The following is a 23283-nucleotide window of genomic DNA, read 5'->3' on the forward strand; positions in this document are numbered from 1 at the left end:
TAATCATAGCTTGCAACCCTCATAATCAGCTTTATACCATTTGATAAAATTTAATTCCATATCACCACCTAATGCACTTTTGTATTTAAAAGTCCACATTATGTTATTTTCTTTGTGAAATTTAGGTTTAGTTTTTCCATTTAGACTTGGTTCATTTGATTCACGATAAAATGCTAATTTATATGCCTCATCTAGGGTATAAGCACCGGGCATTTGATAAAACTTATTTTCATATTCACAGTAATTGCCTATATTTTTACTTTCAATTTCTTTAATTGTTTCAATCATGCATTTGTAAAAGTTAAAGCCTAAATCTTTTACAACACATTCTATTTTAAAAATAAGATCAAATTCATAATCTTTAAAATCTTCAGAAGCAATATATTCAAAATCAAGTTCATTGTTTATTTCTGACATAAGCTCTTGTATATCCCATACTATATCTCTCATAACATAGCTTTTTTTAGAAGAATTTTGATTTATAGTTATGTTTATAAATTCAGCATTGAAACTATTTAAATAAAGTATTGCAATATCACAAAGTGCTTTTACTTTTTCTAAGTCATCTTTTGCCTTAAAATACTCGCTAGCTTTTTCAAAAGCATTACCTAAAAACTCTGCTTGTTGATTTTCATAGGTTAAATGTCTTATTTCTCTATATTTAGCTAATCTTTCTTTGATTTCGTTAAATTGTTCTCTTGTCATTTTTCGCCTTTCAATAATTCTTTTGCTTTTATCAAGAGTTTTTTTAAGTCATCTAGGTTAGATCTTAAATCATCCTCATCGCACTCTTCCATATAGTCAATTAAATCTAAGCATTCTTTGTTAATTAAAGCCAAAGCTCTTGCATGTTCTATGGCTGTGTTAATTTTTTCTTTTAACATTTTTATTTGCTTTAAAATGGCAGTTCGCCATTATCTTCTAAAGTGGCATCTAAAATATGAGTTTGTTGAGGTTTTTGATTAAAATTTTGTGCATATGGATCAAATGAAATGCTTTGAACTTGAAACTCATTTTGCTCTTGTGGTAATTTTTTATGTTTGGCTTTAAAGTTTTTATATACAACTGGCTCTTTTTGGTTTTTAAATTCATCAAGACTTTGCAGTTTTGAGTTAAAAATTCTACTAAGTACTATTTTATTTTCAACTTGATTGTTTTTATTTAAAAACTCTTCTGTGTCAAAACCCAAAAGCAAAGTTTTATTTGTTAGCTCATCAAGACTTGTAGCTTCTGTTTCTTTTCCGTAGATATTTGCTTTTGTTTTTTTGCTAAGATCAAGTTCTTCTATACCTAAAAATAGCATTATTGCGTTAAGTTGTCTAAAGCCTAAATAGCTTTCCTTTTCGCCTTTTGAAGTTGTGTATGTAAAATCTCCATTCTTTGCAATAAATAAATTAAAATCAGCTAATTTATTGTGTTTTTGGCATACAAATTCACATTTTACAAAAGTATTTGTATGGCCTGTGTTGCCGATAGTATCATATAAGAATATTTTTCTAAAATAGCCACTATATAAACCACCTTCGTTTAAATATTCAAGTAGTGGCTGATAATTTGCCACTTCATAATTTGCTTTAAATGTTGGTATCATTTTTTAGTCCTTGTTTAAGTTCGAATATTTTATTTTTATCATCTAACAATTCTTTTATTTTCTCTCTTGTAAAGATATTGTTGTTTTTGATAAATGCATTTTGTTCTTCTTTATTTAAACCCATATCCTCTAAGGTTTTTCTTAGTTCAAGCCCAAGTTTTTTTAGCTCATTTGCTTCATCTTTTATTAGCGTTGCTTTAGTATTGTTATAGTCTTTGATAGTATCTAATTCACTCTCATCTAACATTCCAAGACCGCAAATACTTAAAGTAACGCGCCTTTTAGCTTTAGTTATGGCTTTCATTAAGGCATTTGCTAGGTTATCTCCGCCCAAATTTTTAATATTTAAAGCTCCTGTGTCACAATCTGTTCTACCATCTGGAGTGCTAGCATAAACCGTAACCATATAAATATCTCCAATTTGATTAGCTTCTGTTTTAGTGATAGATACTTTATGGATTTGTCTTAACTGATCTGTTGCTGTTTTTGTTGCATAAAGAGTTAATTTGCCATTAAGTATAATGTACTCAAAAGGCTTAGTTAGCATATTGATGCCTAAACTATCGCAAATACTTTTTACATAAGAAGTTCTTTCTTCATCATTTAATTCTGATAAATCTCCTTTAACTAATGCTAATTCATATGGATTAAAGTTAAAATTATTTTTTTGTGTTTTTTCAGCTACTACTAATTCACTCATTTTATGCTCCTTTTTTGATTTTTAAACACATTGAGGTACTTTGTTTTATATATTCTTTTGGGATTTCTAATTTAGTAAAATCTAAAAAGCCTTTATAATCAATCGTTGTTCTATTTTGCGGATAAACACTAATATCCAAACATTTAACTTTCTCGCCATTTGCTAGCTCTATAAATTCTTTTTTAAGAGCTTCTAGTTTTTCTTTTATAGGCTTCATTGTGCTTTCAAGTCTAATTATTTCTAAGGCCAATTCTTTTGCATGAGCATCATTAAGTTCTTTGTAGTCGCTTTTTTGATTAACGAGATAATCTTTTATAAACTCATCTATTTTTCTAAGCATAAAATCTTGATATTCCTTATCGCTTTTAACAACACAATAAGTCAAATCATCATTCTCATTTAAGACTGCAAAAACACATTTTTCAAAACCACCTACAAAAAGTTGAAATTGGACTTGAGCGTAGTATTTTGGGCTAGGTTTTTTAAATTTTAACACTTGCTCGTATTCTTCGTTGTTAGTTGAGTATTTAAACTCGTATATTGTTTTTTCATCATCTATACCATCTAAAGAAGCCATAAAAAGCTCATTTTCTAAGCTTTGAATAACAATAGGAGTTATATCTTTTCCTATCATAAATTCCATTTTTGCTCTGATTAATTCCTCATACTCTCTACCTTTTTGCATGGCTTTATTGGTATATGGTTCAAAAAGTCCTTGTATAAGTTCTTTTGCCTTTTCTTTGCTTAAAAAAGCACCTTTTTCACCAATGCAAGAAGCGACTATACTAGCTGTGATTTTTCCTTTTCTAAACTCAAGCCATTCTTTAGAGCCTTGTTCTAATTCTATGATTTTATATTTCATTTGTTTTCTCCTTTAGTGTTTTTATTTTTTTAATTGCTAATTCTTCAGCGTTATCCATAGCTATAAGCCCTAACTCATCAAGTATTTTTATTTTAAAAGAGTGAAGTTTTCTAAGCTCTTTTTCTTTTTCTTCTAAAGCTAATAAGCTTTGATTGATTGCCTTGTTTTTAAGCCTGATATGATGCTGGGCTTTGAAAAGCTTTATTTTTAAATCATCATCTTTTTTGAAAAATAACAACATCAAAGTTCCTTTGTTAATAAGCTTAATAGTTTAATGTTTTCAACTTCTATAGCCATTCTTAAGTTATTTTCACTTTTAAATAAGTCTTTGGCTTCTTTTAGTTTTTCTTCTAATAAAACTATTTTCTTTTTATATTCGCTGACTTCATTTGCATAATCATCAAAACGAACGTATGCCTTTTTGTTTATTACTTCTGCTCTCATTGATATTCCTTTTAAAATCTTTATACTCAAAAGAGCGCAAAGCAAAAAGAAAAAAAATATGTCTTATTGTTTATAATTAAGGAGTAATCGCAATGAAAAAAAACTTAATGAATGTGATGTAAAATCAAAACAAAAACCTTTGCGCTCATTTGAGTATAAAAAGGGGTTTAAGAAAGCCGAGTAAATCCGCAAATCTCGGTATTGTATAATTGTTTAAGTTTATGCTAAGCGGATTTAGTTAAAATTTATCTGTGTTAAAAAGTATTAGAGTTTTATAAGCTCTCTAATTAGCTCTAAGATTAAGATTAAAATTGTTAAAATTTTATCTAACATTTTAGAGCCTCCTTTCTCAACACCGAGATAAGTTAGCAACTTAAACTTTATAATTATACAAAATTTTTCTTAAACCCTTAGTTTTCTGTCATTTTTAAAGTGCAAGAAAACATAAAATAGCACTATAAACATTTATACTAAGCCAAGTTTTTGGATAACTTGCTAACCCTTCTGCTATAAGAACTATCAACGCGATAGCAAAGCTTAATTTCCAAGCAGTCAAAAGCTTAATCAAGTCTTTTTAGTAAAAGACTTTGTTAAGCTTTAATAGCATTTAAAGTTTTTTGCGTTTCCTTTACTTTGGATATTAAATCCCAAATCTCAAACTCAACATTTTCTTTGTAAGTTTCTAAAGAAGTTGAAAACTCCCAATCTTCCATTTTGCACTCAAGATCTGTTATAAAATCTTCTATCAAATCTTTAAGATAAAAAAGATTTTTACCACTCATATTCTCATCATACATGAGCTCTTTAGCTAGAGTATCAGCTTCTCTTTCTCTTTTTTCTAAATCAAGGTGGCAACTATCTAACATTTTAAATCCTTTTTTTGTTTCTTAGGTTTCATTTGTTTCGATAAAGAAATTGTAGTATAACTACATTTAAAATAAACTTAAATATATGTAGTATATCTACATATATTAAAAAATGCATTTATGATATAATTTTGTGTATAAAAATAAAAGGAAGAAAGATGAAAAAGATAGTTTTGTATAGTTTTCTTATTTTAAATACAGGAGCATTTGCATACACAAGTGAAATTGTTGATGGGTATATAAGAGATAACGGAGAAGTGGTGCAGCCATATGTAAGATATAGAAATGATAACGAAGGTTTTTATAATCCAAGCCCAATAGATCCGCCAAATTATATTTATGATGATAGTTCATATAGTGGATACGAATATGACTTTTACGGTGAATATGAATAAAAATATTTTTAAAAAGGATAAATAATGAAAAATACTATTTCTGCTCTATTATTTATGAGTTTTATTGGTAGCGGTTTAATGGCTGATGTTTATGTTAATGGATATTATAAGAAAGATGGCACTTATGTTGCGCCACATTACAGAAGTAATCCAAATGGATACAAACACGATAATTGGAGTACAAAGGGAAATAGAAATCCATATACTGGAAAATATGGCTCAAAAAGTCCTTATGACTATTAATTTTTTTGTTAATTTGTAATAAAAAATGTTGTAACCAAAAAGCATTGCATTTTTATTTAAACCAGATACTCTAAGACGAGCTTTTTTAAATTTAAAACTTTTATGTGATAAATATAAAGATAGTGTAAGCTGTGGAGTTGTTGGTGGACTTTATGAAAATGGAAAAGGCATAAGGGTAGATTTTAAACAAGCAAAAAAATACTATGGCTTAGCTTGTGATGGCGGTTATCAACTTGGCTGTGATGGATATAAAAGGTTGATGGGGTATTGAGAGTTATGATGGTTGTTTATCTATCCAGTCTATATTAATTATCTTAAGACCTTTCTTTTTATAAATAATCTTCAAATATCCTGCTCTTACACAAAAAAAATTTTTAGGATATTCATATTCATTGTTTAGTATTATTTCATTTTGTTGCTTTATTCCATAAAAAATACCAATAATAGGTCTTAAAAACTTATCTTTATGTGTGTTATATAATTGATGTACTTTTATTTTGCAATCTGCACTTATGTTAAAATGCTTGCATAAATCATTTGCATTTGTAATACTAGCCATTTATGGTATCTTCCTTGGTAGCTGGTATAATATCTTGCAAAAATACACTTTCAATAGGCATAGTATCGCCATTTCTTGTTTTTTCCCAACATTCATCGTGAGAAATTTCTGAAAGTTCTTTTGCTGTTCTTAAGGCAAATTTATTGATAGTTTCATCTAAAATATTTATTTCTTTTGCGGTAAAATCTTCTAAATTAGGTTCTTTTAAACACAAAAAAGATTGTTGTTGGTATTCGCCCTTATTTACTTTTATACTTTTGATAAACTCATTTTTTTCCAAACTATTTAAAATACTCTCTAATTTTTTAACTACTGGCCCTTGTGGATTTTTTATATAAGATGTTTGAGTTAGAGATGTGTAATTTTTATACATAAAGGCTCTATCCGCAAACCATAAAATTTTATTCAACTTCACTTTTCCAAGATCAGCAGGAGCATAGTTTGTCTGAAAGTAGTTTATAATATAAATAATTATATTTTCTATTTTTTTCATCATTATATCCCTTTTTTAATTCTAAAAGCATATTATACTTAAACTAAAAAAATGTTTAAGGTTAATAATTGCTAGTTAAAACATCACAATTAAACTTATATCTTTTTATATTTAAATTATCGACTTCATAATTTGGAACTTTATAGCATTCACTGAAATTTTTAGCCTTAAGAATTTTGACATAAAAACTAGGAACGGCTATATTGTTTTTAATGTGTTTTGGCTTATCATCATAAAGTACTAAATTTAAAACTTCAATTTCTCCAAGCTTTAAAGCTACTTGTCTTTCTCTTTTTTCAATCTTATTCCATACTTTTTGATTAATTTGTGGATTTTGCGGAGTAATATTACTCATTAAGAATGTACTTCTTTGAGCTTGAGTAGTTTTTCTCATAGAGGCATTAGAAAGGGTATGTCCTCTATCATAACCACTATTTTTATAATCACTCCAAGTGGTACGATATTTTTTAGGTATATTTGTATCATCTTCAAAGCGCGGGCGTTTTTTGATTTGTTCGCCTTTTAGATTATCTGCTTCTAATTTATAAGCTACTGCTTTAGTACCTTTGTAGTTATAATCATAACAATTAATATAATAAAATTTATCTAAAACTTGAGAGCAGTTTTGTTTAGTAAAATACTTTGCAAAATCTTCACTTGGTTTATATTGTGTGTAATTAGCTAAGGCTAGAGTTGTTAATAGTGATAAAATTATAAGTTTTTTCATTTTTGCCTATTATATTTAAGCCACTAAATAATCTATATATTCTTTTCTTTTGCTCCAAAGAAATGCTTTTACATTATGCTCTTTTGAAGCGTTGACTAAAGCGTCCATATTTCTACCTTCCTTATTGTTAAAAATAATAATATTATCAGCATTAGCTTTTCTTTCTTGAGGTAAATCCATAAAAGAGAATAATGTTGCCTTTAAATTATCATTCTTTGGATTATTAATTATTTTTATAAGTCTTTCTTTTTGCTGTGAAGATTTTGTAATTAAAAAATCAAATTTATGATTTAAATGACTTTTTCCGTCCAAACTAATATTTTCTGTATATCTAATAAAATTTTCTTCAAAAAAATTTTTTACATCATCAAAAAAGAAGCTTTGTATTTTGCCTTGAGCTAACACAAACATATCATTAACACTTATAAGTGCTTGTATGAGATTATGTTGTTTTTTTGCAAAATCACTTTCATTTGCACGAGTAAATAAAATATCATTGTTTTTTTGAATATTGAAGCCATTAAGAATTATTTCTAATTCTTTTAATCTTTTTTGAGAATTAAAATCAAAACCGCTTAATGATAAATTTCTTAAGGTTTCTCCACCATCGCTTAACTCTATCAAATCATCTTTTTTTTCTATATAAAATAAAATATTATCATTGCTTTTATCTAAAAATGGTGTTGTAACTTCATATATGCTATTTTCTATTTTGGATACATCAAAGCTGTTTTTAACATAAGAAAAATAAGAATTCATAAGATTTTCTATATTTAACAAAATAAATCACCTTTTGCAAATTTTATATTTATTATATTACAAAATTGACAAAAATCATAACTTTGATTTAAAAAATCTTCATTTGGTTTGATATTAAATTCATTTAAAGGGAAAGCCCATTTATCTGCATAATTTTCCATAAAAATATGGATATGATTTTCGTTTCTAAATCTAAATTCGCTATATTTTTCCATAAGTTCTGATAATCTTTTATCGCTTGGAATTTTATTTGGATTAAATTCTGGATTTGTATGAGAAGAATAAAAATCAATTCTTGCTATTACATTAATTGCATTGTAGCGGTATTGGTTTGTTTTTCTTTGGAATTGTACGCTAGATCTTGAAATATCAAGTATAAAATTCTCTTTATGATATTTATCATCATTGCATTGTAATTCTATTTTTAAAGATTTAGAATTTTCAAGACTTGGCAATATATAAGTTTGTTGTATTTTTGGATATTTTTTAATGTATAATAGTTCTTTAACATTTATCATCTTACAAACTCTATAAAATTTTTAAAGGTTTCAACTGTCATTTTTGATACAACCACCCCTATAATTTCACACTGCACAAAATCGCTAATTTTAACTTCTTTGTAGTCTTTGTTTTCAGATACTAAATAAATAAAATCGCAAAAAGCTTCTTTTTTAATTTTTTTACAATATAGATCTTCGCCTTGTCTAAAAATAACTATATCAGCACTCGATATAGTGCCAAGAGTATTTTTGCTTCTATCAATAACAACAAAATCTCCATGTGTTAAAAGTGGCTCCATGCTATCGCCATTTATTTTTATAATATCGTAGCTTTTTTTTATAGGAATGTCTAAAATCTCTTTTAGAAAACTTCCATCAACACAAATACTAGTATAATTTATATCTTGTGCTAAAACTCCATATCCAGCTGAAGCAGAAATATCAGGATAGTATTTAAATTCGATTTGATTGTGGTTTTTTAACAAGGGAATTATATTTGTTTTTATATTATCGTTTATTGGTGCTAATTTTTCTATCGGAACATTTAACACTTGAGCAATTTTTATAACATTTTCATAATTTTCAGGTTGGTTGTTTTCAGATCTATACCAATAGGCTATGCCATCTAATGATATTTCATAGCCGTTGTCTGTTAGCATTTGAGCGAGTTTACTTCTACTGATTTTTTTCTCTTTCAGCACCTCTGTTAAATATTCTTTGTTTAATTTATAAAACATCGCATTCCTTATTTTTATTGTAGTAATTATACATCGTTTTTTTATAAAATTTATGTAGTATAACAACATAAATTTTAAGCTTATTTTTATGGTAGTTATACTACATTTTTATTTAAAAAGTTAGGAAGCAAAATTGAACAGAAAAGAGTTGAAAAAAATTCTATTAACTTATTATAGTAAGGCTGGAGTTGATAGTATTTTGAGTTCTCGCATTGGGATAAAAGTGCAAGTTGCGGGAGAACTTTGGGAGAAATATCATATCCCACCAAATATTTGGGGTAGAGTAAATAGAGATAAGCTGCTTGATTTTATAGAGGAAAACCAAAAAAGGAGTGTGAGTGAAAGAGCAAAACAAAAGAATTGAAGATATTTCTATGGATTTAAAAGAAATACTTTTAATCATGAGAAAGCATAACTTAGGTGACCAAGCTAAGATTTTAAAAATGTTGAATGCTTTTTATGAAAATAGCATTGAAGTTAAACCGATTGTGGTTGCTGGTGGCATTTAATTATCACATTTTATGGTTTCAAAAATGGTGTTGTATATGTTTGATAATTCTTTTGCCAAATCTTGTGGTTGTTTATTGGTACACCCATCATCTTGTGTAACATCAAGAGGGAGATACTCTAATAGTTTTTTAGTTAATTCTAAAACAATTTCATTTTTTGTCATGATTAGATCCTTTATAAAGTATTTCTTAGCTTGGCAAAAGAATTTTAACAAAATTAAGGATGTTTTATGAGTGTGATTAACTACTTGCTTTCGGGTCTTAGTGTAGGATTTTTAATCGGAGTTTTTATTTATTCTTTGTCTCATTTTTTACATCAAAAGTTCAAAGATAAATATAAATCAGCCAAGAGGAAATAAATTAAGGAAAAATGATGAGTATACCGCATTTTAAAGCTAGTTTAGAAGTGGCTTTAGGAGATAAAAAGCCACTTAGAGCTAGAAGAGGTTTTACAAAAGTAGCTAATACGATTTTTTATGGTGGCTTAAGTATGGATGCTTTGGCACTTTACTTACAGCTTAAGAGAATGAGTGAAAAAACTTTAGTAAGTGAAATTTACTTAAGAGAACTTATTTTAATCAAAAAAGATACAAGAATAAGCTTGCAAAGATTAAGACTTGCTAAAGATGAATTAATCAATTTTAATCTACTTCAAATTAAAAAAACAAATTATCATAGATTTAATTATGAGTGGATTTTAAAAGATGAAAACAATGAAATAATTAAGCATTTTAACAAAACTGAATATAAGCTTAAAAGTGCTGATAAAAAACCAAGCAAAATATTTAAAAATAATACTTCTTCCGTAGTCGGAAATTTGAATACGGAAAAAGAAAAAAATGAAAATTCCCTATATATAGAAACACGCACGCACGCGTATAAAGAAAATAATATAAATATAAATAATAATAAATTTATAAATTTAGAAAATTTAGAAAATAAAGAGAATACAAATAAAAATAATAACGCTACGCGAACTTTTTTTGTTGTTGATTTTGGAGCTTTAAAAACACAGGAGTTTAGCATGGGTAAATTTAAAAAACCTAGTGTAGATGATCTAATGGAGCAGATTAATACCTTTAATCAAAAACACAATACTTGCTTTGATGAGAGTTTGGCTGAAGATTTTATAGAGTATTGGGATGTTAGACAGTGGAAGAGAGGCAACAAAAAAATGGCTTCTGTTGCTGGTAGCTTACATACTTGGCTTAAATATGCAAAGGAAAATGCATTAAGAAAAAATGCTTTTAAAGTTAGAAAAAAAGAGGCTGAAGCTTGTGTGGTGAGCTCTTTGATGGATTATTATGGATTTGAAGATAGTCAAGAACAAAAATATATTGATGTAGTAAGTATTAGTTGAGGGTGAAATGAAAGAAAAAGTTAAAATTTTAATGAATTTGTTAGAGCTTAATGAAGCTCAAGCGGTGGATATAGTGGGCAGATATTTAAAAGATGTCAAAGATATACATGTTTTTTTAGATTATTATTTTGAGACATGTATGAGTGAAAAAATCATCGGTTCTACTTATGAAAAACTTAGAATTGTTTGCAAGATAGCACAACTTGAGTTTAAAGAACGATTTGAGAATAAAGAAAGTTTTTTAAAATGGCTTTTTAGAAATTACAAGTCAAGAGCTTTTTTTAGATTATATAAAAATGATTTTACATATGAATATTTTGCTTATGATAGTTTCAAAAATAAAGTAAAACTTGAAAATAGTTCAAATGATTGTTTAATATGTATAAATGGCTTTAAAGAATTAACATATCACGATGGGTCTTTAGTGGAAGATGGGTATTTTAAAGAGGCGCTTATAGACTTCATGTTTAAAAACCAGCATAGAGTTGGTAAAGATTTGAGCTTGGATATTCAAAAGATAGAATTAAAAACGGAACTTTGCCATCAAAAAACAAAAGAAGAAGAAAAAATATTGCACTTGCAAAATTTGGAAAAGTTTTCTCAAAAACTAAAAGAAAAAACCGACACCAATTTTAATTATTTAAGCAAAAATAAAGAAAAGGTAATACGATGAGCTATTCTTTAAAATTAGAGCTTAAAAATAACCCTGTGCCTTATAAAAGAACAACTCAAAGAGCCAAGTTTGTTTGCAAAGATTATCTTAAGTATTTAGATTTTAAAAAACTCTTGCAAATTGAGTTTAGAAAGCAAAATGGAATAAGCCCTAATCAAGCTTTTGACTCTAAAAAGCAATACGAGTTTTCTTTAAAAATAGGTTTTAACAATAAAAAGCATGGTGATGCAGATAATATCGTAAAAGCCGTATTGGATGCGCTGTTTGAAAATGATAAGAACGTGTTAAAAGGGAAATATGAAATTGTTGCTTTTAAAAAGGCTTTTTTGGATTTAGAAATTAGCCAATATGATTTTAAAGAAGGATTATCTTATGAGCAATAAAGTATTAACAAAAGATGAGTTAGAGCAAAAAGTTGATGAGTTTTTTGCTACAAATACACCACTTGCTGAAACAAAAGAAAAAACTATTTATGCGCCAAAGACAATAGAAAGTCTAGCTGTATTTTTAGGTGTTACGACAAAAACTCTTAGTATTTGGGAGAAAGATGCAGAATTTGGAGAAATTATTCAAATGGCTAAACAAAGATGTGCTAGCTCTATAATAGATCATTCTTTGATAGGCACTTACACTCCTAGCATAAGCATGTTTTTGCTTAAAAACAATCATGGTTATGTAGATAAACAAGAAGTGGTTAGTGATAGTGTTCAAAAAATAGAAATCATAAGAAGTGAAGTTAAATGCAATTAAAACTTGATTTTTCTTACACTCCGGCACAACTTAAAGTTTTTGATGATAAAAATCCACGCTTCATAACTGTAGCAAAGGGGAGAAGATTGGGTTTTACAAGAGGAAGTGCAAAATATGTAATAGAAAATCTTTTAATGGGGTTAAATGTTCTTTGGGTTGACACGGTTCAAAGCAACTTACAAAATTATTTCGAGCTTTACTTTATGCCTGAGCTAAAAAAACTCCCAAAAGAATTTTATTCTTGGAGCGTTCAAGATAAAAAACTCATTTTAAATAATGCTGTGCTTCATATGAGAAGTGCTGAAAGACCTGAAAATATAGAAGGCTTTGGCTATGATTTGGTAATTTTAAACGAAGCAGGAATTATCTTAAAAGGCTCTAAAGGGGAGTATCTTTGGTACAACGCCATACGCCCTATGTTGCTTGATAATCCTAAATCAAGAGCGATTATAGGTGGAGTTCCTAAAGGAAAAAATCTTTTTTATGAGCTTTGTAAAAAAGAATTAAGTGATGAAAATTGGAAACATTTTCAGTTCTCAAGTTATGATAATCCTTTTTTGAGTAAAGATCAAATCAAAGAGCTAATCGAAGAAGTAGGCGGAGAAGATAGCGAAGTAGTTAAACAAGAAATTTATGGAGACTTTATAGATAACTCTAGTGCAGAACTTTTTGCTTTAAGTGATATTGAAAAAAGTATGAATGTTGTTAGTTTTGATATGCAAAAAATGCAAGGAGACAATATATGGGGACTTGATGTAGCAAGATATGGAGATGATAAGAGCGTTTTGGTCAAAAGAAAAGGTTTTGTTGTAGATGAAATTAAAAAATATAGTGGGCTTAGTATTAGTGCTTTAGCAAATGTTGTTTTAGCAGAATTTAATAAAGACAAGGAAAAGCCACGAGGTATTTTTATAGATACTTGTGGGCTTGGAGTTGGTGTATATGATATATTGAGTGATTATGGCTTGCCTGTATTTGAGGCAAATTCTGCAAATTCTGCAACTAGCAATGAATACTTAAACAAAAGAGCACAAATGTATTTTACTTTGGCTAAAAACATAAAACATATGCAAATTATCAAAGATGATGAGCTAAAAAAAGATTTACGCATGATTGAATATGAGTATTCTGATAAGGGGCTTTTAAAGATAAAGGCAAAAGAACAGATAAAAAAAGATTACGGAAAAAGCCCTGATACTAGTGATGCTTTAGCTTTAACTTTCTTTGAAAAATTGCACCCAAAAAACAATACTAGTGAAGATTGGAGTTATGATGGCTGGTGAGTTTTTAATGGTATATGAGAATATAGATCCGCTTAAAATTAAAGAGTTAGCTAAGAAAGAAGATGATGTTATAAAAATAATTTTGGCTAAGTGGATATTAGATCTTTTTGGGGGTTTTAGAAATATTTCTAAAAAGCAATACAAGAGAGAAATGGTGAAAATTTTAAAAGAAAAAGGTGTGAGTGATGATGATATTGCTAAGCTAACAAAGCTTAGTAAAGTTACCATATGGAGAATTAATAATGAAAAATAAAGAAGAAAAAATTACATATTTAGTAAAACTTATAAGTGAAAGTAAAAATGCTTATGAAAAATACAAGCCTTATTTTTCTGCCTTGCAAGATGCATATTTATTAAAAAATGAAAAAAAAGAAATTTATGAAAAAAGAAACAAATCTTGCATCTTTATACCAAAGATTAATGCAAAAATTAAATATTTAATAACTGCTTTAAATGATGTGTATTTTAACAGTGAGAGAATGGCAGATATTGAAAGTTATATTAATTCAGATGAGCAAATTATAGCTATGTGGCAAAGAGCTTTAGATTTTTATACAGGAGAAATTAATTTGTTTAAGCTCTTTCAGCCTTTATTTTTAGATGTTTTAACAACAGGAACATCAATAGCAAAAGTAACTTGGCACAAGGGTATGCCTCGTATTGAAAGAGTTGGTATAGATGAGGTTTATTTTGATCCAAATGCTTTAAATAATGATGATATTAGTTTTATCGTAAATGAGATTTATCTTTCACATGCACAAATTAAGCAAAGGCAAAAATTAGGATTTTATCAAAAGACAAATATAGATGCGCATTTTGACAAAAATGAAGAGTTTAAAAAGGTTAAGTTATATGATATTTATGTGAAAAAAGATGATGATAAATGGGTTGTTTCAACACTTTTAGAAGAGGAATTGTTGCGCGATGATGTGGTTTTAGAAGATGGACAGCCTTTTGTTTGGGGGTCAATGCTTCCACAATTAAAAACAATAGACAATGAAGAATATGTGTGTGCTTATGGCGAACCTGTTATGTCAAGTGCATTGTCTTTGCAAAAAGAAATAAATATCACAAGAAATCTTTTAATAGATGCAATGAGAAGTGCATTAAACCCAAAAATAATACTTCAAAAATCTGCCGGAGTTTCAAGAGAAGACTTAGAGACTGTTGGCAAGCCAATATATCTTACAGAGCCTTCAAGTGTTGGTTTTTTGCCAACACCGAATATAAGTAGCTCGGGAGTTAATTTAGAACTCTTAGAGAGTGAAATCACAGAGGTTACTGGTGTTAGCCCACAAAATAACGGCGCGCAAACTGCACAAAATGAAACTGCTACTGAAATTAGCATAAAAGCACAAGAAGGTGGTCGAAGAAGTGCAGATTATATTAGATCATATAATGAGACTTTTGTAGAGCCTTTGTTTGATAGATTTGCAAAACTAGTATTTAAGTATGGAAATGATGAATTTTTTAATGGGTTTACAAGAGAGGATATACCTAGTTTTAGATTTAATATACAAACAGGTACTGGAGCTATGAATAAAGAAGTTAGAAGAGCAGGACTTCAAGCAAGTATGCAAGTATTTTCACAACTTTATCAAATGTATATGAGTATAGGGGATATGCAAAGTGCATATGGAATTGTTAAAGCTAATGAAGAGTTAGTTAAAGAACTTTTACCTATTTTGGGGATAAAAAATGTCAATTCTTTATTTGCTTTCAACAAGGGTATGCAATGAAGATTTTATTGGATTTAAATTTTGATATACAACAAACAAAAGGAGGTAAGAGGCTAGTTGATTTTATAGATAAAAAATACCAAGAATGTTTTGCAATGGCAAAAAACCAACAACAAACAGCAGAGTATAGGCTAAAAGCTTTAGAGCAAATGGCTTTTTTAGACACGATAATAAATTTACTAAAGGAAGAAGATGATGAATGAACAAATGAATGAAAATGATGCTTTAAATGAACTTTTAAACTCACTTAATGACAATGAAGAAACCATTCAAAACAAAGAGGAAGGACAAGAAGTAGAGCAAGTAGAACAAGATGAACAAAATAATCAAGATTTATCTAAACTTTTAAAAGAGCAAGCAAATGAAATTAAAACCTTAAAAGAAAGCTTAGCACTACTTAATAATAAAAATAAGCCAAGTAAAGAAGAAGAAGAAAGGAAAGAGTATTTAAAGCAATTAGGGCTTGATGGAATTGATGAAAGGCTTAAAAAACTAGATGAATTAGAAGCAAAAGCTAAGCAAAAAGATGAGGAAGAAAGCTTGCGTGCTAAATACATGGAGGTTGAAAGAACAATTAGAAAAGAGTATCCAAATGCTGACTTAAAAACTATGGGAGAATTAGCAAACAAACTTGGTGGATTAGCAAGTGGAGATTTACAAAGCTGGAGAACACTTTTGGCTATGGTTTATAAAAAAGATATTGGTAAAAAGGCAGATGAGAGCCTACCTAGATCAAATTACGCAGGTGGCGAGAGTGATTTTAACTCAAAAATAAAAAAAGGTGATGATATTTCTAATATTGATTTAGGAAAAGAATTATTATCTTTAGCTTAAAGAGGGGCATTTAATGAATAAGGTTGATAGTTTTTCATTTACTGATTTTCTAAGTAAAGGTTTTGATAATTTTAGTAAATGGGGGAATAAAGAAATAGCAAAAAATGGAGCAAGAACTAATTTTGATAGGCTTATAGACCTTGGTGGGCTTGCCGGAGGACTTTGGGGCGGATATGAACAACAAAAAATGGCAAAAAAGAATTTTGAGCTTCAAAAAGATGCTTACAATTTTAACAAATACTTAGCACAAGAGGAGCTTAGAAGAAGACAAAATAGAGAAAATAACTTAAAAGAAGTTTGGGCTAGTTAAAGTTTATGGATTTAAGGGGTTACCTTAAATCCTTTATTTTAGATATCAAATAAAGGTTGAAAAATGGCATATTATAACCCACAGCAAGTAGTATTTAACCCAAGTCTTGGTGTAATCCAAAATGCAGGAAAAGTAGGTGGAGTTTTATACGATAGTATGAAACAATATAGAGAAGAAGAAAACAAAAGAAGACTTTTGGCGCAAAGAGATGAAGAATTAAAAGCTCGACAAGAACAAAATGAGATTAATAATGCTTTTTTAAATAATAATTTATTGCAAAAGGAAAGAGCTTTTGAGTATGCTATGGAGCAAGATAGAATAAAGAATAATTTAGCTTTACAAGATTTGCTTTTAAAAAAATCAAAAATAGATTTAGAGCAAACAAAAAGACAAAGAGAATATGATTTTTTAGAAAAGCAAGCAATGGTTAATTTACCAAGTTACACAAAGTCAAATCCTGAGATAAAAGCAATAGAAGAAAGATTTAATACTATAAAAAAAGGTGGTGGTAATTCTTATTATGATGGACAGGGGCTTTTGGGTGGAACATGGCAAAATATAAAAGGACTTTTTGGTGCAAATAATATAAATAACGAACAAGATAATTTGTTTAAATTTATGAGTGATAGTATTTATAATGAAAAAGTTAGAAGAGATACAACCTATAATAGAACAAGGCATGATGAAATTTATAAAGAGCCTTCAGCTTGGAAACCACAAACTATAAATGCTAAAGAATTTGAAAGAATAACAAGAGATTATATAGCTGTTAATGAGGCTAAGATTAATGCTTACTATGATGAGCAAATGGCAAAGATTTCTAATTTAAAAAATCCTTACATTAATCATCTTTATGAAGAGCAAAGACAAAAAGATTTAAAAGATTTTAGAGAGGGTTTAGCACAAGAGCTTAAGATTTATTATATTAAAGATGGAAAGTATGACAAACCTAGCAAAAAAGCAATTACAGTAGAAAACCAAAAAACAAAAGAGGCTCCGCAAAATTCTCATAACTTATTAGCGTTTGCTAATAATCAAAAATTTTATGATGTGAATTTAGGAGGCTTTGAGGCACAAATTTCTGAACCTGATTCTAATGGAAATGTTATTTTAATCAACAGCGTAGGAAAAAGAAAACAAGTAAGCTTGGAAGAACTAAGAAAAGAGGGATTAGTAAAATGAGCATAAGAGAATTTTTAAAAGAAAAACCAAGAGAAAGTGATATTTTAGCTTTTTTGCAGCAGGATAATAAAGATAAGAATGATTATTTAGATGAGTTAAGAAATGACATAGATAAAGCAATTACACAAAATAGAAATAATATCTCAATATATAATATACAAGACCAAAATCTAACAAATCCACTCGGGCATATTAGTCAATACAAGCGAGATTTGTATGATTATGAAAATAATCAGGAAATGAATGCTGATGATTTAAGTGATTATATTTTAGATAAACAATCTCAATTTAATGCTTCTAAACCTATTTTTGCTGATGATAACGAAGTGGCGAGAAAAAGCAATCAGTTTATGAGAGATTTAGGAGATGAGCTTCAAAAATCCGGAAGAGGAAAACTTTTACAAGATAGCGATGGTTCATATTGGGTTAAAGATGTAAAAGGCAATTATGCTAAGGTTCAAGGAAGCCTAATAGGTGACTTATATCGTGGGATTAGAGATAATGGTGCTAGTGTAGCACTAGGAACAGCAGGTGCAATTGGCGGTGGTATGTTAGGTGGTGGAGTTGGTATGGTCGCTGGGGGTGCATTAGGTGCATCTTTAGGAGCTGGATATGATTATTATGGGAACACAAAAGATACAAATCAGAAAGCAAATTTAAAAGAAGCTCTTATGCTTATGGGGGAAAATGCTGGACTTTCTTTAGTTGGAGATGCAGCTTTAGCCGGAGTAGCTAAAGGTGCAAGAGCTTTAAAAAATACATACGCTATGGCAAAAACAGGGTCAGCTGTTGGCAAAGATATGATAGATGGGATAGCTGTTAAGGGAAATAGAGTTATTGATAAAATCAGTCAAAAAGATATTCCCATAGTTGGCAAGTTTAGTGATGGTGGCTTGCAAAATGCTGAAACAATTTTTAACAATCTTACAAAAAATGTGGAAAATAAAGCCCAAATTGATGAATTAATATTAAAAGAAAACCCAATATACTTAGAAAATGGAAAACCTACAATAGAAATATTAAAAAACCTTGTTGAGCAAGGACTTAACAAAAACAATCCGCAATTTATACAAGATAGTGCTAAAAGAACAAGTGCTATTTTAAAAAATATTTCTAATGCTTTGTCGGGTTACCCCACTACACAAAGAAGAGAAATACTACTAAAAGCAGCACAAGCGTATCCTGAAATAGGTAGTTTTTTAGATGATGTTTTAAAAGCTGATAAAGATGCTAGCATTTCTTTTTTAAACATAGTTAAAGAACAAGATGAGATGTTTAAGAATAAAACTGGTTTAAGTGGGGAGTTTGATGTTAAGGCTTGGCAAAAAAATAATAGCTCTTATAAAAAAAGAATTAATAATGAATATGCTCAAGCTATAAAAAGTATAGATGAGCTTAACAACGGCTCAATAAGGTTAAGCAAAGAAGATTTAGCAAAGATTGAAGAGTTTAAAAACAACAATTTTTTAGAGCAAGATATAAAAACAAATATTAGTAGCTTTCTAGAAGATGCTATTGATAAAGACTTAAGTGCTGAGCAAATATTTAACTTAAGAAGTGCTATAAATAAGCAATTAGCCACAGGAAACAAGACATATAATACTAAAGAAGCTTATAGACTAGTAAAAGATACTTTAGATGAAACTATGATAAAAAATGCAAGTGATAAAGAACTAGCAAGGAAGATTTTAGAAGATGCTAATAAAAACTATGCGTTAAAAGAAAATTTTAATAATAGTTATCTAGGAAAAATAAAAGACCAAGAAACGCCCGAAGCGCTCGCACAAAGAATAGCTAATGGTGCTAGAAATATCAATGAAGATAAGGATTTAAAAAGAGCTTTTGAAGGTATGAATGAAGCAGAGCGAAAAGCAAATGAAAAACATGTTTTTAATGCATTACTAGCAAAACATAGAATTGAAGATATAGGATATGATTTTAAGAGCCTAGCAAAAGATATGGATAATGTAGAATTTGTAAGTAAAGACTTAAAATATGCAAAAGAAGTAGTAAATGTTTATGCAAAAATTTATCAAAACAATAAAGACTTAATAATGACGGCTTTAGCTAGTAGTGGCAAAAAAACAAATTCTTCAATAGCCACAACATTTAGTGGGGTTTTTGATAGAATATTAATAAGCGGTTCTTTTGCTAGAATACATGCTTTAGTTCCTTTTATGAAAAGTGCTAAAGAGCAAGCGTTAAGAAATCAAATATTAGATGCATTAAAACTTGCTAAAACCAACAAGCAGATTATAAAAAATCTCAAAAACATAAAAATATCAAATCCAGAACAAAGTAAAATCTTTAAAGATGCTTTGGATAATTATATTAAAGTAGATAAAGAGCAAAACAAAATTTTAAAAGATACGCTAATAAAAGAAGGGCTTATCAAAGGCGATAACTTTTATATGGACAAGCCTGATCCTAAATATGCTAAAAGTGATTATACTGCTAAATTTAATGTAGAAAAATGGATTAATAATGTTACAGGAATTTTAAAAGATGAATGGGTAGTGAATTTAAAAGCTATGGCTAAAAAACACCCTGAAATGTTTAAAAATGAAGCAGATGTATTTAGGGTGATTAAAGAGATAAAGGACAATCCTACGCATTTTTTTAAAAACTATGATGATGAGGTGGCATTAATAGCTAAACCTTTAAAAGATAATAAGGTTGGTAATATAGCCATAAAAAAAGATAGTGGCAAAATTATACACATTAATAAAACAAAAGATAAAGATTTGGAGAGATTAAATCGTAGAAATAAAGAAATGCTGACAGGTACGCCAACTCCTGCAACCACTAAAGGAAGTACTACCAATGTGGAAGGCGGTTTATTACAGCATTCTTTCAAACATTCTACCCAAGATAAGCCTAAAGAAAACTTAATTGAGAAATTAAAGGAGGATAGGAAAAACAAGAAAAGTGTTAAAGAAAAACTTGATGAAAAAATCAAAAATCAAAAAGAGAATGATGAGGATAAATGGAAAAGATTTGATAATTTTTTAAAAGAGAATAAAGACTATAATCTTGATGTTATGGGTAATTTAGATGTTGTCACTAGAGAATTTATACTCAATGCTAAAAAAAAGACACATAAGGGTAAAAAAGCTGATATACCTGATCTAATGCGTTCTAAAATAGAAAATGAATTAAACATCAAGCCTTTAAAAGAATTTGGAAAAAATTATGCAGAGTATTACCATGATGGAAAGGGTGCTTTACAAAAATTACTCATTGAAAAACAAGGACAAGTAGCAGGTGCTTTTCATAGAAAAGACTTAGGGGATATTGATTTGGTTTGGGGAGAAGTAACAGATGAGATAAAACATAAAGGCTATGGTTTAGCTCATATTATCGATAAACACCCTGATCTAGATTTAAAGCTAATATCTGAAATTATTAAAAATGGCAAATTGATAAAAGATAATAAGGGTAGAATTAGAATACAATTTGATAATAAAGTTGTCGGTATAAAAGATAATTGGAAGGGAGATAAAACAAATGCATGGATAGTTACAAGCTATGAATTACAATAAGAGAAGTGAAAAGTTTATATACATCTTTCACAATTACAAAGGGCGAGATTCTGCCCTTAAACTCTTAATTAAAATTCTAACAAACAAAGCTAAAAACAAAATTAATTGTTTTGGAAAAATTATATCATAGGCTTAAGTAGTGAATATAAAGGAAATAAAAGAACTTTTATAATTACGGCTTTTGAAAGATATAAAGGATAAAAACAACACTTTCACCGATTGTTTTTTTGCGGTTAGCTCGGACAATTTGCTAACCAACCTTTAATTAATTATATCATAAATTCGTGTAGTATTAAGATTAAAATATACTCGTAGTAAATGAACTATAATACCTAAAAAGTAATAAAAAATGCGGATAGGTATTATTTATTCTTATTGGCTTGTTTTCGAAGAACCTACTCCTGCTAAATATCCAAATACTCCTGCTACTGTTGTACTGAGTAAACCCAGCCCTATATCTATTTTATCAGTAAATATAATAAGATAAAGCCCAACAATTAAAAGAATAAAAACTGCAATGCTTGCTATATTCATAGATTTATGCCATTTTGCATTATCTTTGTTTAATTTATCTTTTGCAAATTCATATTGCTTTTGATTATCCTCTTTGGTGGCTTCGATTTGAGCTAGAGCGGTTTGCTGCTTATTTAGCTCAATATCTGCCATTACTCTGCCTATTTTTTCAAAAGCTTCTAAGCTTGTTTTTCCTAATTCCTCTAAATTTAATCCTTTAGTTGGAATCAATTTATTATTATCACCATCAATTCGCATATTTAACTTCTACATTTTTTTTAAAATTTCTGTTGCTTTGTTGTATAAAGTGCAAAGTATTTTGCACAAGAAGTAAATCCGTATTTTGCATTTGCGGATAATATCCTTTATAGTTTGAATAAGATACAACAACAGCTTTGTCTGCATTATGTTTCTGAATATCTTTTGCTTGACTGTAAGCTTCTTGTATGCTATACATAATCCTTCCTTTGTATTAGCTTATAAACTATAAAAATTATATTACAATTATAATAAAAATTATATTATATATGAAATATAATAAATATATGAAATAAAATGTAATTTTGCATAAAACAACAAAAATGTTATTTTTAATTATTTATGTTCAATATTTATCTTATAAAAGGTTTTATAGATTTTGAAATTTCATCTAAAACTTTTGCTTTTTCATAATTAATAAGCCAACTATTTACCCAGCCGGGTATAGAATTTGTTTGTCTCCAATTGGTTACGCCGGTATAGCTCATTTTAACCATTTCAGAAAAATCTTTTTTGCTTAAACTGATTGATTTTAATTTATTCTCAAATTCATCATAATTCATTTTAACACCTTTACAAATAAAATATTTATTATTTTACAAAAAAACAACTAAAATATTTATAAAATTATTGACAATATAACTAAATGATGTTATAATTTACTCATAAAACAAATGATTTATTTGTTTTAAATCAAAACAAAGGGAAAAAATGGAAAAATTAGCTGTAATTAATGGCGTAGGTGTAGAGTTGGAGGTAGCCAACGACCAAGTAACGACTACCTCTTTAAGTGTGGCGGCAGTTTTTAATAAACGCCACGATAATATTATAGCAAAAATTAATGAATTACCACAAGATGAGTTTAACGCCCTTAATTTTAAGGCGGTTGAATATAAAGATAAAAAAGGCGAGTTAAGACCTTGCTACAACCTAACTCGTGATGGTTTTTCTTTACTTGTTATGGGTTTTACAGGCGAAAAAGCCTATAAATTCAAAGTTGAGTTTATCAAAGCTTTTAATGAAATGGAAAAATGCTTAAAAAACTTAGAACAAGAACAAATGCAAAAACTAGCTTTTAGACAGAGCTTAGGTTATAAATCTCAACTTAAACAGCAAAAGCTAAAGTATGAAAATGAGATTAAAGCTTTAAAGTATGATTTAGAACATAAAAACGAGTTAAGCTTTAAAAGAAGACTTAGCAATGAAGAATTATTAGAGCTTAGGAAATTTCTAGCAAAAGATTATGAAATAGTTTGTTTTAAAAAATGGGAGTATATGTTATTTGCTGAAAGCGTTTCAAGAAAAAACTATAAACTAGATAAAGCAAATGGTTTTTGTATTTATAAAAGTATAGAAGAAAAGTTTAATTCTAGGCTTGATTATTATAAACATTATGATGAATATGAAGAAAAGTGGGGTAACTTATTAAGAAGGTAAAAGTTTTTTTAATTTAT

The 23283-nt window shown here is 28.5% G+C and carries 35 protein-coding genes; 17 read left to right on the forward strand and 18 right to left on the reverse strand.

Annotation, left to right across the window (positions count from 1 at the left end; translation table 11 throughout):
- Positions 1–3: 3 nt before the first annotated feature.
- From L8U41_RS05965 to L8U41_RS06000, 8 genes are all read right to left on the reverse strand, one after another.
- Positions 4–705, reverse strand: coding sequence for a hypothetical protein (locus tag L8U41_RS05965; RefSeq protein ID WP_263728068.1), 702 nt, complete (start codon positions 703–705; stop codon positions 4–6).
- Positions 702–884 carry a hypothetical protein gene (locus L8U41_RS05970; protein ID WP_263666722.1) on the reverse strand — a complete coding sequence of 61 codons (183 nt, stop codon included), beginning with the start codon at positions 882–884 and terminating at the stop codon, positions 702–704. Before L8U41_RS05970 ends, L8U41_RS05965 begins: the two co-directional genes overlap by 4 nt.
- Before the next feature lie 11 nt (positions 885–895).
- The gene (locus L8U41_RS05975; RefSeq protein ID WP_263728069.1) at positions 896–1591 is read right to left on the reverse strand and encodes a hypothetical protein; all 696 of its coding nucleotides are present in this window, start codon (positions 1589–1591) and stop codon (positions 896–898) included.
- A complete protein-coding gene (locus L8U41_RS05980; protein ID WP_039625725.1) occupies positions 1575–2291 on the reverse strand; it encodes a hypothetical protein in 717 nt (238 codons plus the stop codon). The genes L8U41_RS05975 and L8U41_RS05980 overlap by 17 nt, the downstream gene beginning before the upstream one ends.
- 1 nt (position 2292) lies before the next feature.
- Positions 2293–3153, reverse strand: coding sequence for a lambda-exonuclease family protein (locus L8U41_RS05985; RefSeq protein ID WP_263728070.1), 861 nt, complete (start codon positions 3151–3153; stop codon positions 2293–2295).
- The gene (locus L8U41_RS05990) at positions 3143–3394 is read right to left on the reverse strand and encodes a hypothetical protein (RefSeq protein ID WP_047208136.1); all 252 of its coding nucleotides are present in this window, start codon (positions 3392–3394) and stop codon (positions 3143–3145) included. Before L8U41_RS05990 ends, L8U41_RS05985 begins: the two co-directional genes overlap by 11 nt.
- Positions 3394–3597 carry a hypothetical protein gene (locus tag L8U41_RS05995; RefSeq protein WP_039625728.1) on the reverse strand — a complete coding sequence of 68 codons (204 nt, stop codon included), beginning with the start codon at positions 3595–3597 and terminating at the stop codon, positions 3394–3396. Before L8U41_RS05995 ends, L8U41_RS05990 begins: the two co-directional genes overlap by 1 nt.
- Positions 3598–4187: 590 nt before the next feature.
- The gene (locus tag L8U41_RS06000) at positions 4188–4463 is read right to left on the reverse strand and encodes a hypothetical protein (protein ID WP_263728071.1); all 276 of its coding nucleotides are present in this window, start codon (positions 4461–4463) and stop codon (positions 4188–4190) included.
- Positions 4464–4621: 158 nt separating this feature from the next.
- Here L8U41_RS06000 and L8U41_RS06005 point away from each other — a divergent pair, with 158 nt between their 5' ends.
- Positions 4622–4858, forward strand: coding sequence for a hypothetical protein (locus tag L8U41_RS06005; protein ID WP_263728072.1), 237 nt, complete (start codon positions 4622–4624; stop codon positions 4856–4858).
- Between the two features lie 24 nt (positions 4859–4882).
- Complete coding sequence (locus L8U41_RS06010) at positions 4883–5101, forward strand: hypothetical protein (RefSeq protein ID WP_263728073.1); 219 nt, start codon at positions 4883–4885, stop codon at positions 5099–5101.
- Between the two features lie 274 nt (positions 5102–5375).
- Here the strand turns inward: L8U41_RS06010 and L8U41_RS06015 are convergent, their stop codons facing one another.
- The 6 genes from L8U41_RS06015 to L8U41_RS06040 are packed head-to-tail and all read right to left on the reverse strand — an operon-like array spanning position 5376 to position 8876.
- Positions 5376–5660, reverse strand: coding sequence for a hypothetical protein (locus tag L8U41_RS06015; protein WP_263728074.1), 285 nt, complete (start codon positions 5658–5660; stop codon positions 5376–5378).
- Entirely contained in the window at positions 5653–6156 is a 504-nt protein-coding gene (locus L8U41_RS06020; RefSeq protein ID WP_263728075.1) for a Panacea domain-containing protein, read from the reverse strand. The genes L8U41_RS06015 and L8U41_RS06020 overlap by 8 nt, the downstream gene beginning before the upstream one ends.
- A gap of 58 nt (positions 6157–6214) precedes the next feature.
- Positions 6215–6880, reverse strand: coding sequence for a DNA/RNA non-specific endonuclease (locus L8U41_RS06025; RefSeq protein WP_263728076.1), 666 nt, complete (start codon positions 6878–6880; stop codon positions 6215–6217).
- A gap of 15 nt (positions 6881–6895) precedes the next feature.
- Positions 6896–7660 (reverse strand): DUF1828 domain-containing protein, encoded by a 765-nt coding sequence (locus L8U41_RS06030; RefSeq protein ID WP_074693037.1) that lies wholly within the window; start codon positions 7658–7660, stop codon positions 6896–6898.
- Positions 7654–8157: a DUF6978 family protein gene (locus L8U41_RS06035; RefSeq protein WP_263728077.1), complete on the reverse strand. Its 504-nt coding sequence runs from the start codon at positions 8155–8157 to the stop codon at positions 7654–7656. Before L8U41_RS06035 ends, L8U41_RS06030 begins: the two co-directional genes overlap by 7 nt.
- A complete protein-coding gene (locus tag L8U41_RS06040) occupies positions 8154–8876 on the reverse strand; it encodes a S24 family peptidase (protein WP_263728078.1) in 723 nt (240 codons plus the stop codon). Before L8U41_RS06040 ends, L8U41_RS06035 begins: the two co-directional genes overlap by 4 nt.
- A 148-nt stretch (positions 8877–9024) precedes the next feature.
- Between L8U41_RS06040 and L8U41_RS06045 the strand changes: the two genes are divergently transcribed.
- Both L8U41_RS06045 and L8U41_RS06050 read left to right on the forward strand, forming a co-directional pair.
- Entirely contained in the window at positions 9025–9240 is a 216-nt protein-coding gene (locus L8U41_RS06045) for a hypothetical protein (protein WP_263728079.1), read from the forward strand.
- Positions 9215–9385, forward strand: a complete 171-nt coding sequence (locus L8U41_RS06050; RefSeq protein ID WP_158005132.1) for a hypothetical protein — start codon at positions 9215–9217, stop codon at positions 9383–9385. Before L8U41_RS06045 ends, L8U41_RS06050 begins: the two co-directional genes overlap by 26 nt.
- Here L8U41_RS06050 and L8U41_RS06055 read toward each other — a convergent pair.
- The gene (locus L8U41_RS06055; protein WP_158005131.1) at positions 9382–9549 is read right to left on the reverse strand and encodes a hypothetical protein; all 168 of its coding nucleotides are present in this window, start codon (positions 9547–9549) and stop codon (positions 9382–9384) included. The genes L8U41_RS06050 and L8U41_RS06055 overlap by 4 nt on opposite strands.
- Before the next feature lie 206 nt (positions 9550–9755).
- Here L8U41_RS06055 and L8U41_RS06060 point away from each other — a divergent pair, with 206 nt between their 5' ends.
- The 12 genes from L8U41_RS06060 to L8U41_RS06115 all read left to right on the forward strand — a co-directional run bounded on the left by L8U41_RS06060 (position 9756) and on the right by L8U41_RS06115 (position 21058).
- Positions 9756–10745: a hypothetical protein gene (locus L8U41_RS06060; protein ID WP_235375842.1), complete on the forward strand. Its 990-nt coding sequence runs from the start codon at positions 9756–9758 to the stop codon at positions 10743–10745.
- Between the two features lie 7 nt (positions 10746–10752).
- Positions 10753–11418, forward strand: a complete 666-nt coding sequence (locus tag L8U41_RS06065; protein ID WP_263728080.1) for a hypothetical protein — start codon at positions 10753–10755, stop codon at positions 11416–11418.
- Positions 11415–11801 (forward strand): endodeoxyribonuclease RusA-like protein, encoded by a 387-nt coding sequence (locus L8U41_RS06070; RefSeq protein ID WP_039625747.1) that lies wholly within the window; start codon positions 11415–11417, stop codon positions 11799–11801. The genes L8U41_RS06065 and L8U41_RS06070 overlap by 4 nt, the downstream gene beginning before the upstream one ends.
- Positions 11791–12168, forward strand: a complete 378-nt coding sequence (locus tag L8U41_RS06075; protein WP_235375843.1) for a DNA-packaging protein — start codon at positions 11791–11793, stop codon at positions 12166–12168. Before L8U41_RS06070 ends, L8U41_RS06075 begins: the two co-directional genes overlap by 11 nt.
- Positions 12159–13451 (forward strand): terminase large subunit domain-containing protein, encoded by a 1293-nt coding sequence (locus L8U41_RS06080; RefSeq protein ID WP_257402308.1) that lies wholly within the window; start codon positions 12159–12161, stop codon positions 13449–13451. Before L8U41_RS06075 ends, L8U41_RS06080 begins: the two co-directional genes overlap by 10 nt.
- The gene (locus L8U41_RS06085; RefSeq protein ID WP_039625751.1) at positions 13441–13704 is read left to right on the forward strand and encodes a hypothetical protein; all 264 of its coding nucleotides are present in this window, start codon (positions 13441–13443) and stop codon (positions 13702–13704) included. The genes L8U41_RS06080 and L8U41_RS06085 overlap by 11 nt, the downstream gene beginning before the upstream one ends.
- A complete protein-coding gene (locus tag L8U41_RS06090) occupies positions 13694–15190 on the forward strand; it encodes a hypothetical protein (protein ID WP_263666703.1) in 1497 nt (498 codons plus the stop codon). Before L8U41_RS06085 ends, L8U41_RS06090 begins: the two co-directional genes overlap by 11 nt.
- A complete protein-coding gene (locus tag L8U41_RS06095; RefSeq protein WP_047208152.1) occupies positions 15187–15393 on the forward strand; it encodes a hypothetical protein in 207 nt (68 codons plus the stop codon). The genes L8U41_RS06090 and L8U41_RS06095 overlap by 4 nt, the downstream gene beginning before the upstream one ends.
- The gene (locus L8U41_RS06100; RefSeq protein ID WP_263728081.1) at positions 15383–16024 is read left to right on the forward strand and encodes a hypothetical protein; all 642 of its coding nucleotides are present in this window, start codon (positions 15383–15385) and stop codon (positions 16022–16024) included. Before L8U41_RS06095 ends, L8U41_RS06100 begins: the two co-directional genes overlap by 11 nt.
- Positions 16025–16037: 13 nt before the next feature.
- Positions 16038–16334 (forward strand): hypothetical protein, encoded by a 297-nt coding sequence (locus tag L8U41_RS06105; protein ID WP_214135312.1) that lies wholly within the window; start codon positions 16038–16040, stop codon positions 16332–16334.
- A gap of 63 nt (positions 16335–16397) precedes the next feature.
- Complete coding sequence (locus L8U41_RS06110; protein ID WP_263728082.1) at positions 16398–17516, forward strand: hypothetical protein; 1119 nt, start codon at positions 16398–16400, stop codon at positions 17514–17516.
- Positions 17513–21058, forward strand: coding sequence for a hypothetical protein (locus L8U41_RS06115; protein ID WP_263728083.1), 3546 nt, complete (start codon positions 17513–17515; stop codon positions 21056–21058). Before L8U41_RS06110 ends, L8U41_RS06115 begins: the two co-directional genes overlap by 4 nt.
- A gap of 372 nt (positions 21059–21430) precedes the next feature.
- Here L8U41_RS06115 and L8U41_RS06120 read toward each other — a convergent pair whose 3' ends face one another.
- The 3 genes from L8U41_RS06120 to L8U41_RS06130 all read right to left on the reverse strand — a co-directional run bounded on the left by L8U41_RS06120 (position 21431) and on the right by L8U41_RS06130 (position 22392).
- Positions 21431–21829 carry a hypothetical protein gene (locus L8U41_RS06120; RefSeq protein WP_214115118.1) on the reverse strand — a complete coding sequence of 133 codons (399 nt, stop codon included), beginning with the start codon at positions 21827–21829 and terminating at the stop codon, positions 21431–21433.
- The gene (locus tag L8U41_RS06125) at positions 21819–22028 is read right to left on the reverse strand and encodes a hypothetical protein (RefSeq protein WP_214115119.1); all 210 of its coding nucleotides are present in this window, start codon (positions 22026–22028) and stop codon (positions 21819–21821) included. Before L8U41_RS06125 ends, L8U41_RS06120 begins: the two co-directional genes overlap by 11 nt.
- A gap of 154 nt (positions 22029–22182) precedes the next feature.
- Positions 22183–22392: a hypothetical protein gene (locus tag L8U41_RS06130; protein ID WP_139424934.1), complete on the reverse strand. Its 210-nt coding sequence runs from the start codon at positions 22390–22392 to the stop codon at positions 22183–22185.
- A 148-nt stretch (positions 22393–22540) separates the two neighbouring features.
- On the opposite strand from L8U41_RS06130, the gene L8U41_RS06135 reads away from it, so the two are divergent.
- Complete coding sequence (locus tag L8U41_RS06135) at positions 22541–23266, forward strand: Rha family transcriptional regulator (protein WP_263728084.1); 726 nt, start codon at positions 22541–22543, stop codon at positions 23264–23266.
- Positions 23267–23283 lie beyond the last annotated feature (17 nt).

The organism is Campylobacter sp. RKI_CA19_01116, from assembly GCF_025771405.1.
GTDB lineage: Bacteria > Campylobacterota > Campylobacteria > Campylobacterales > Campylobacteraceae > Campylobacter_D.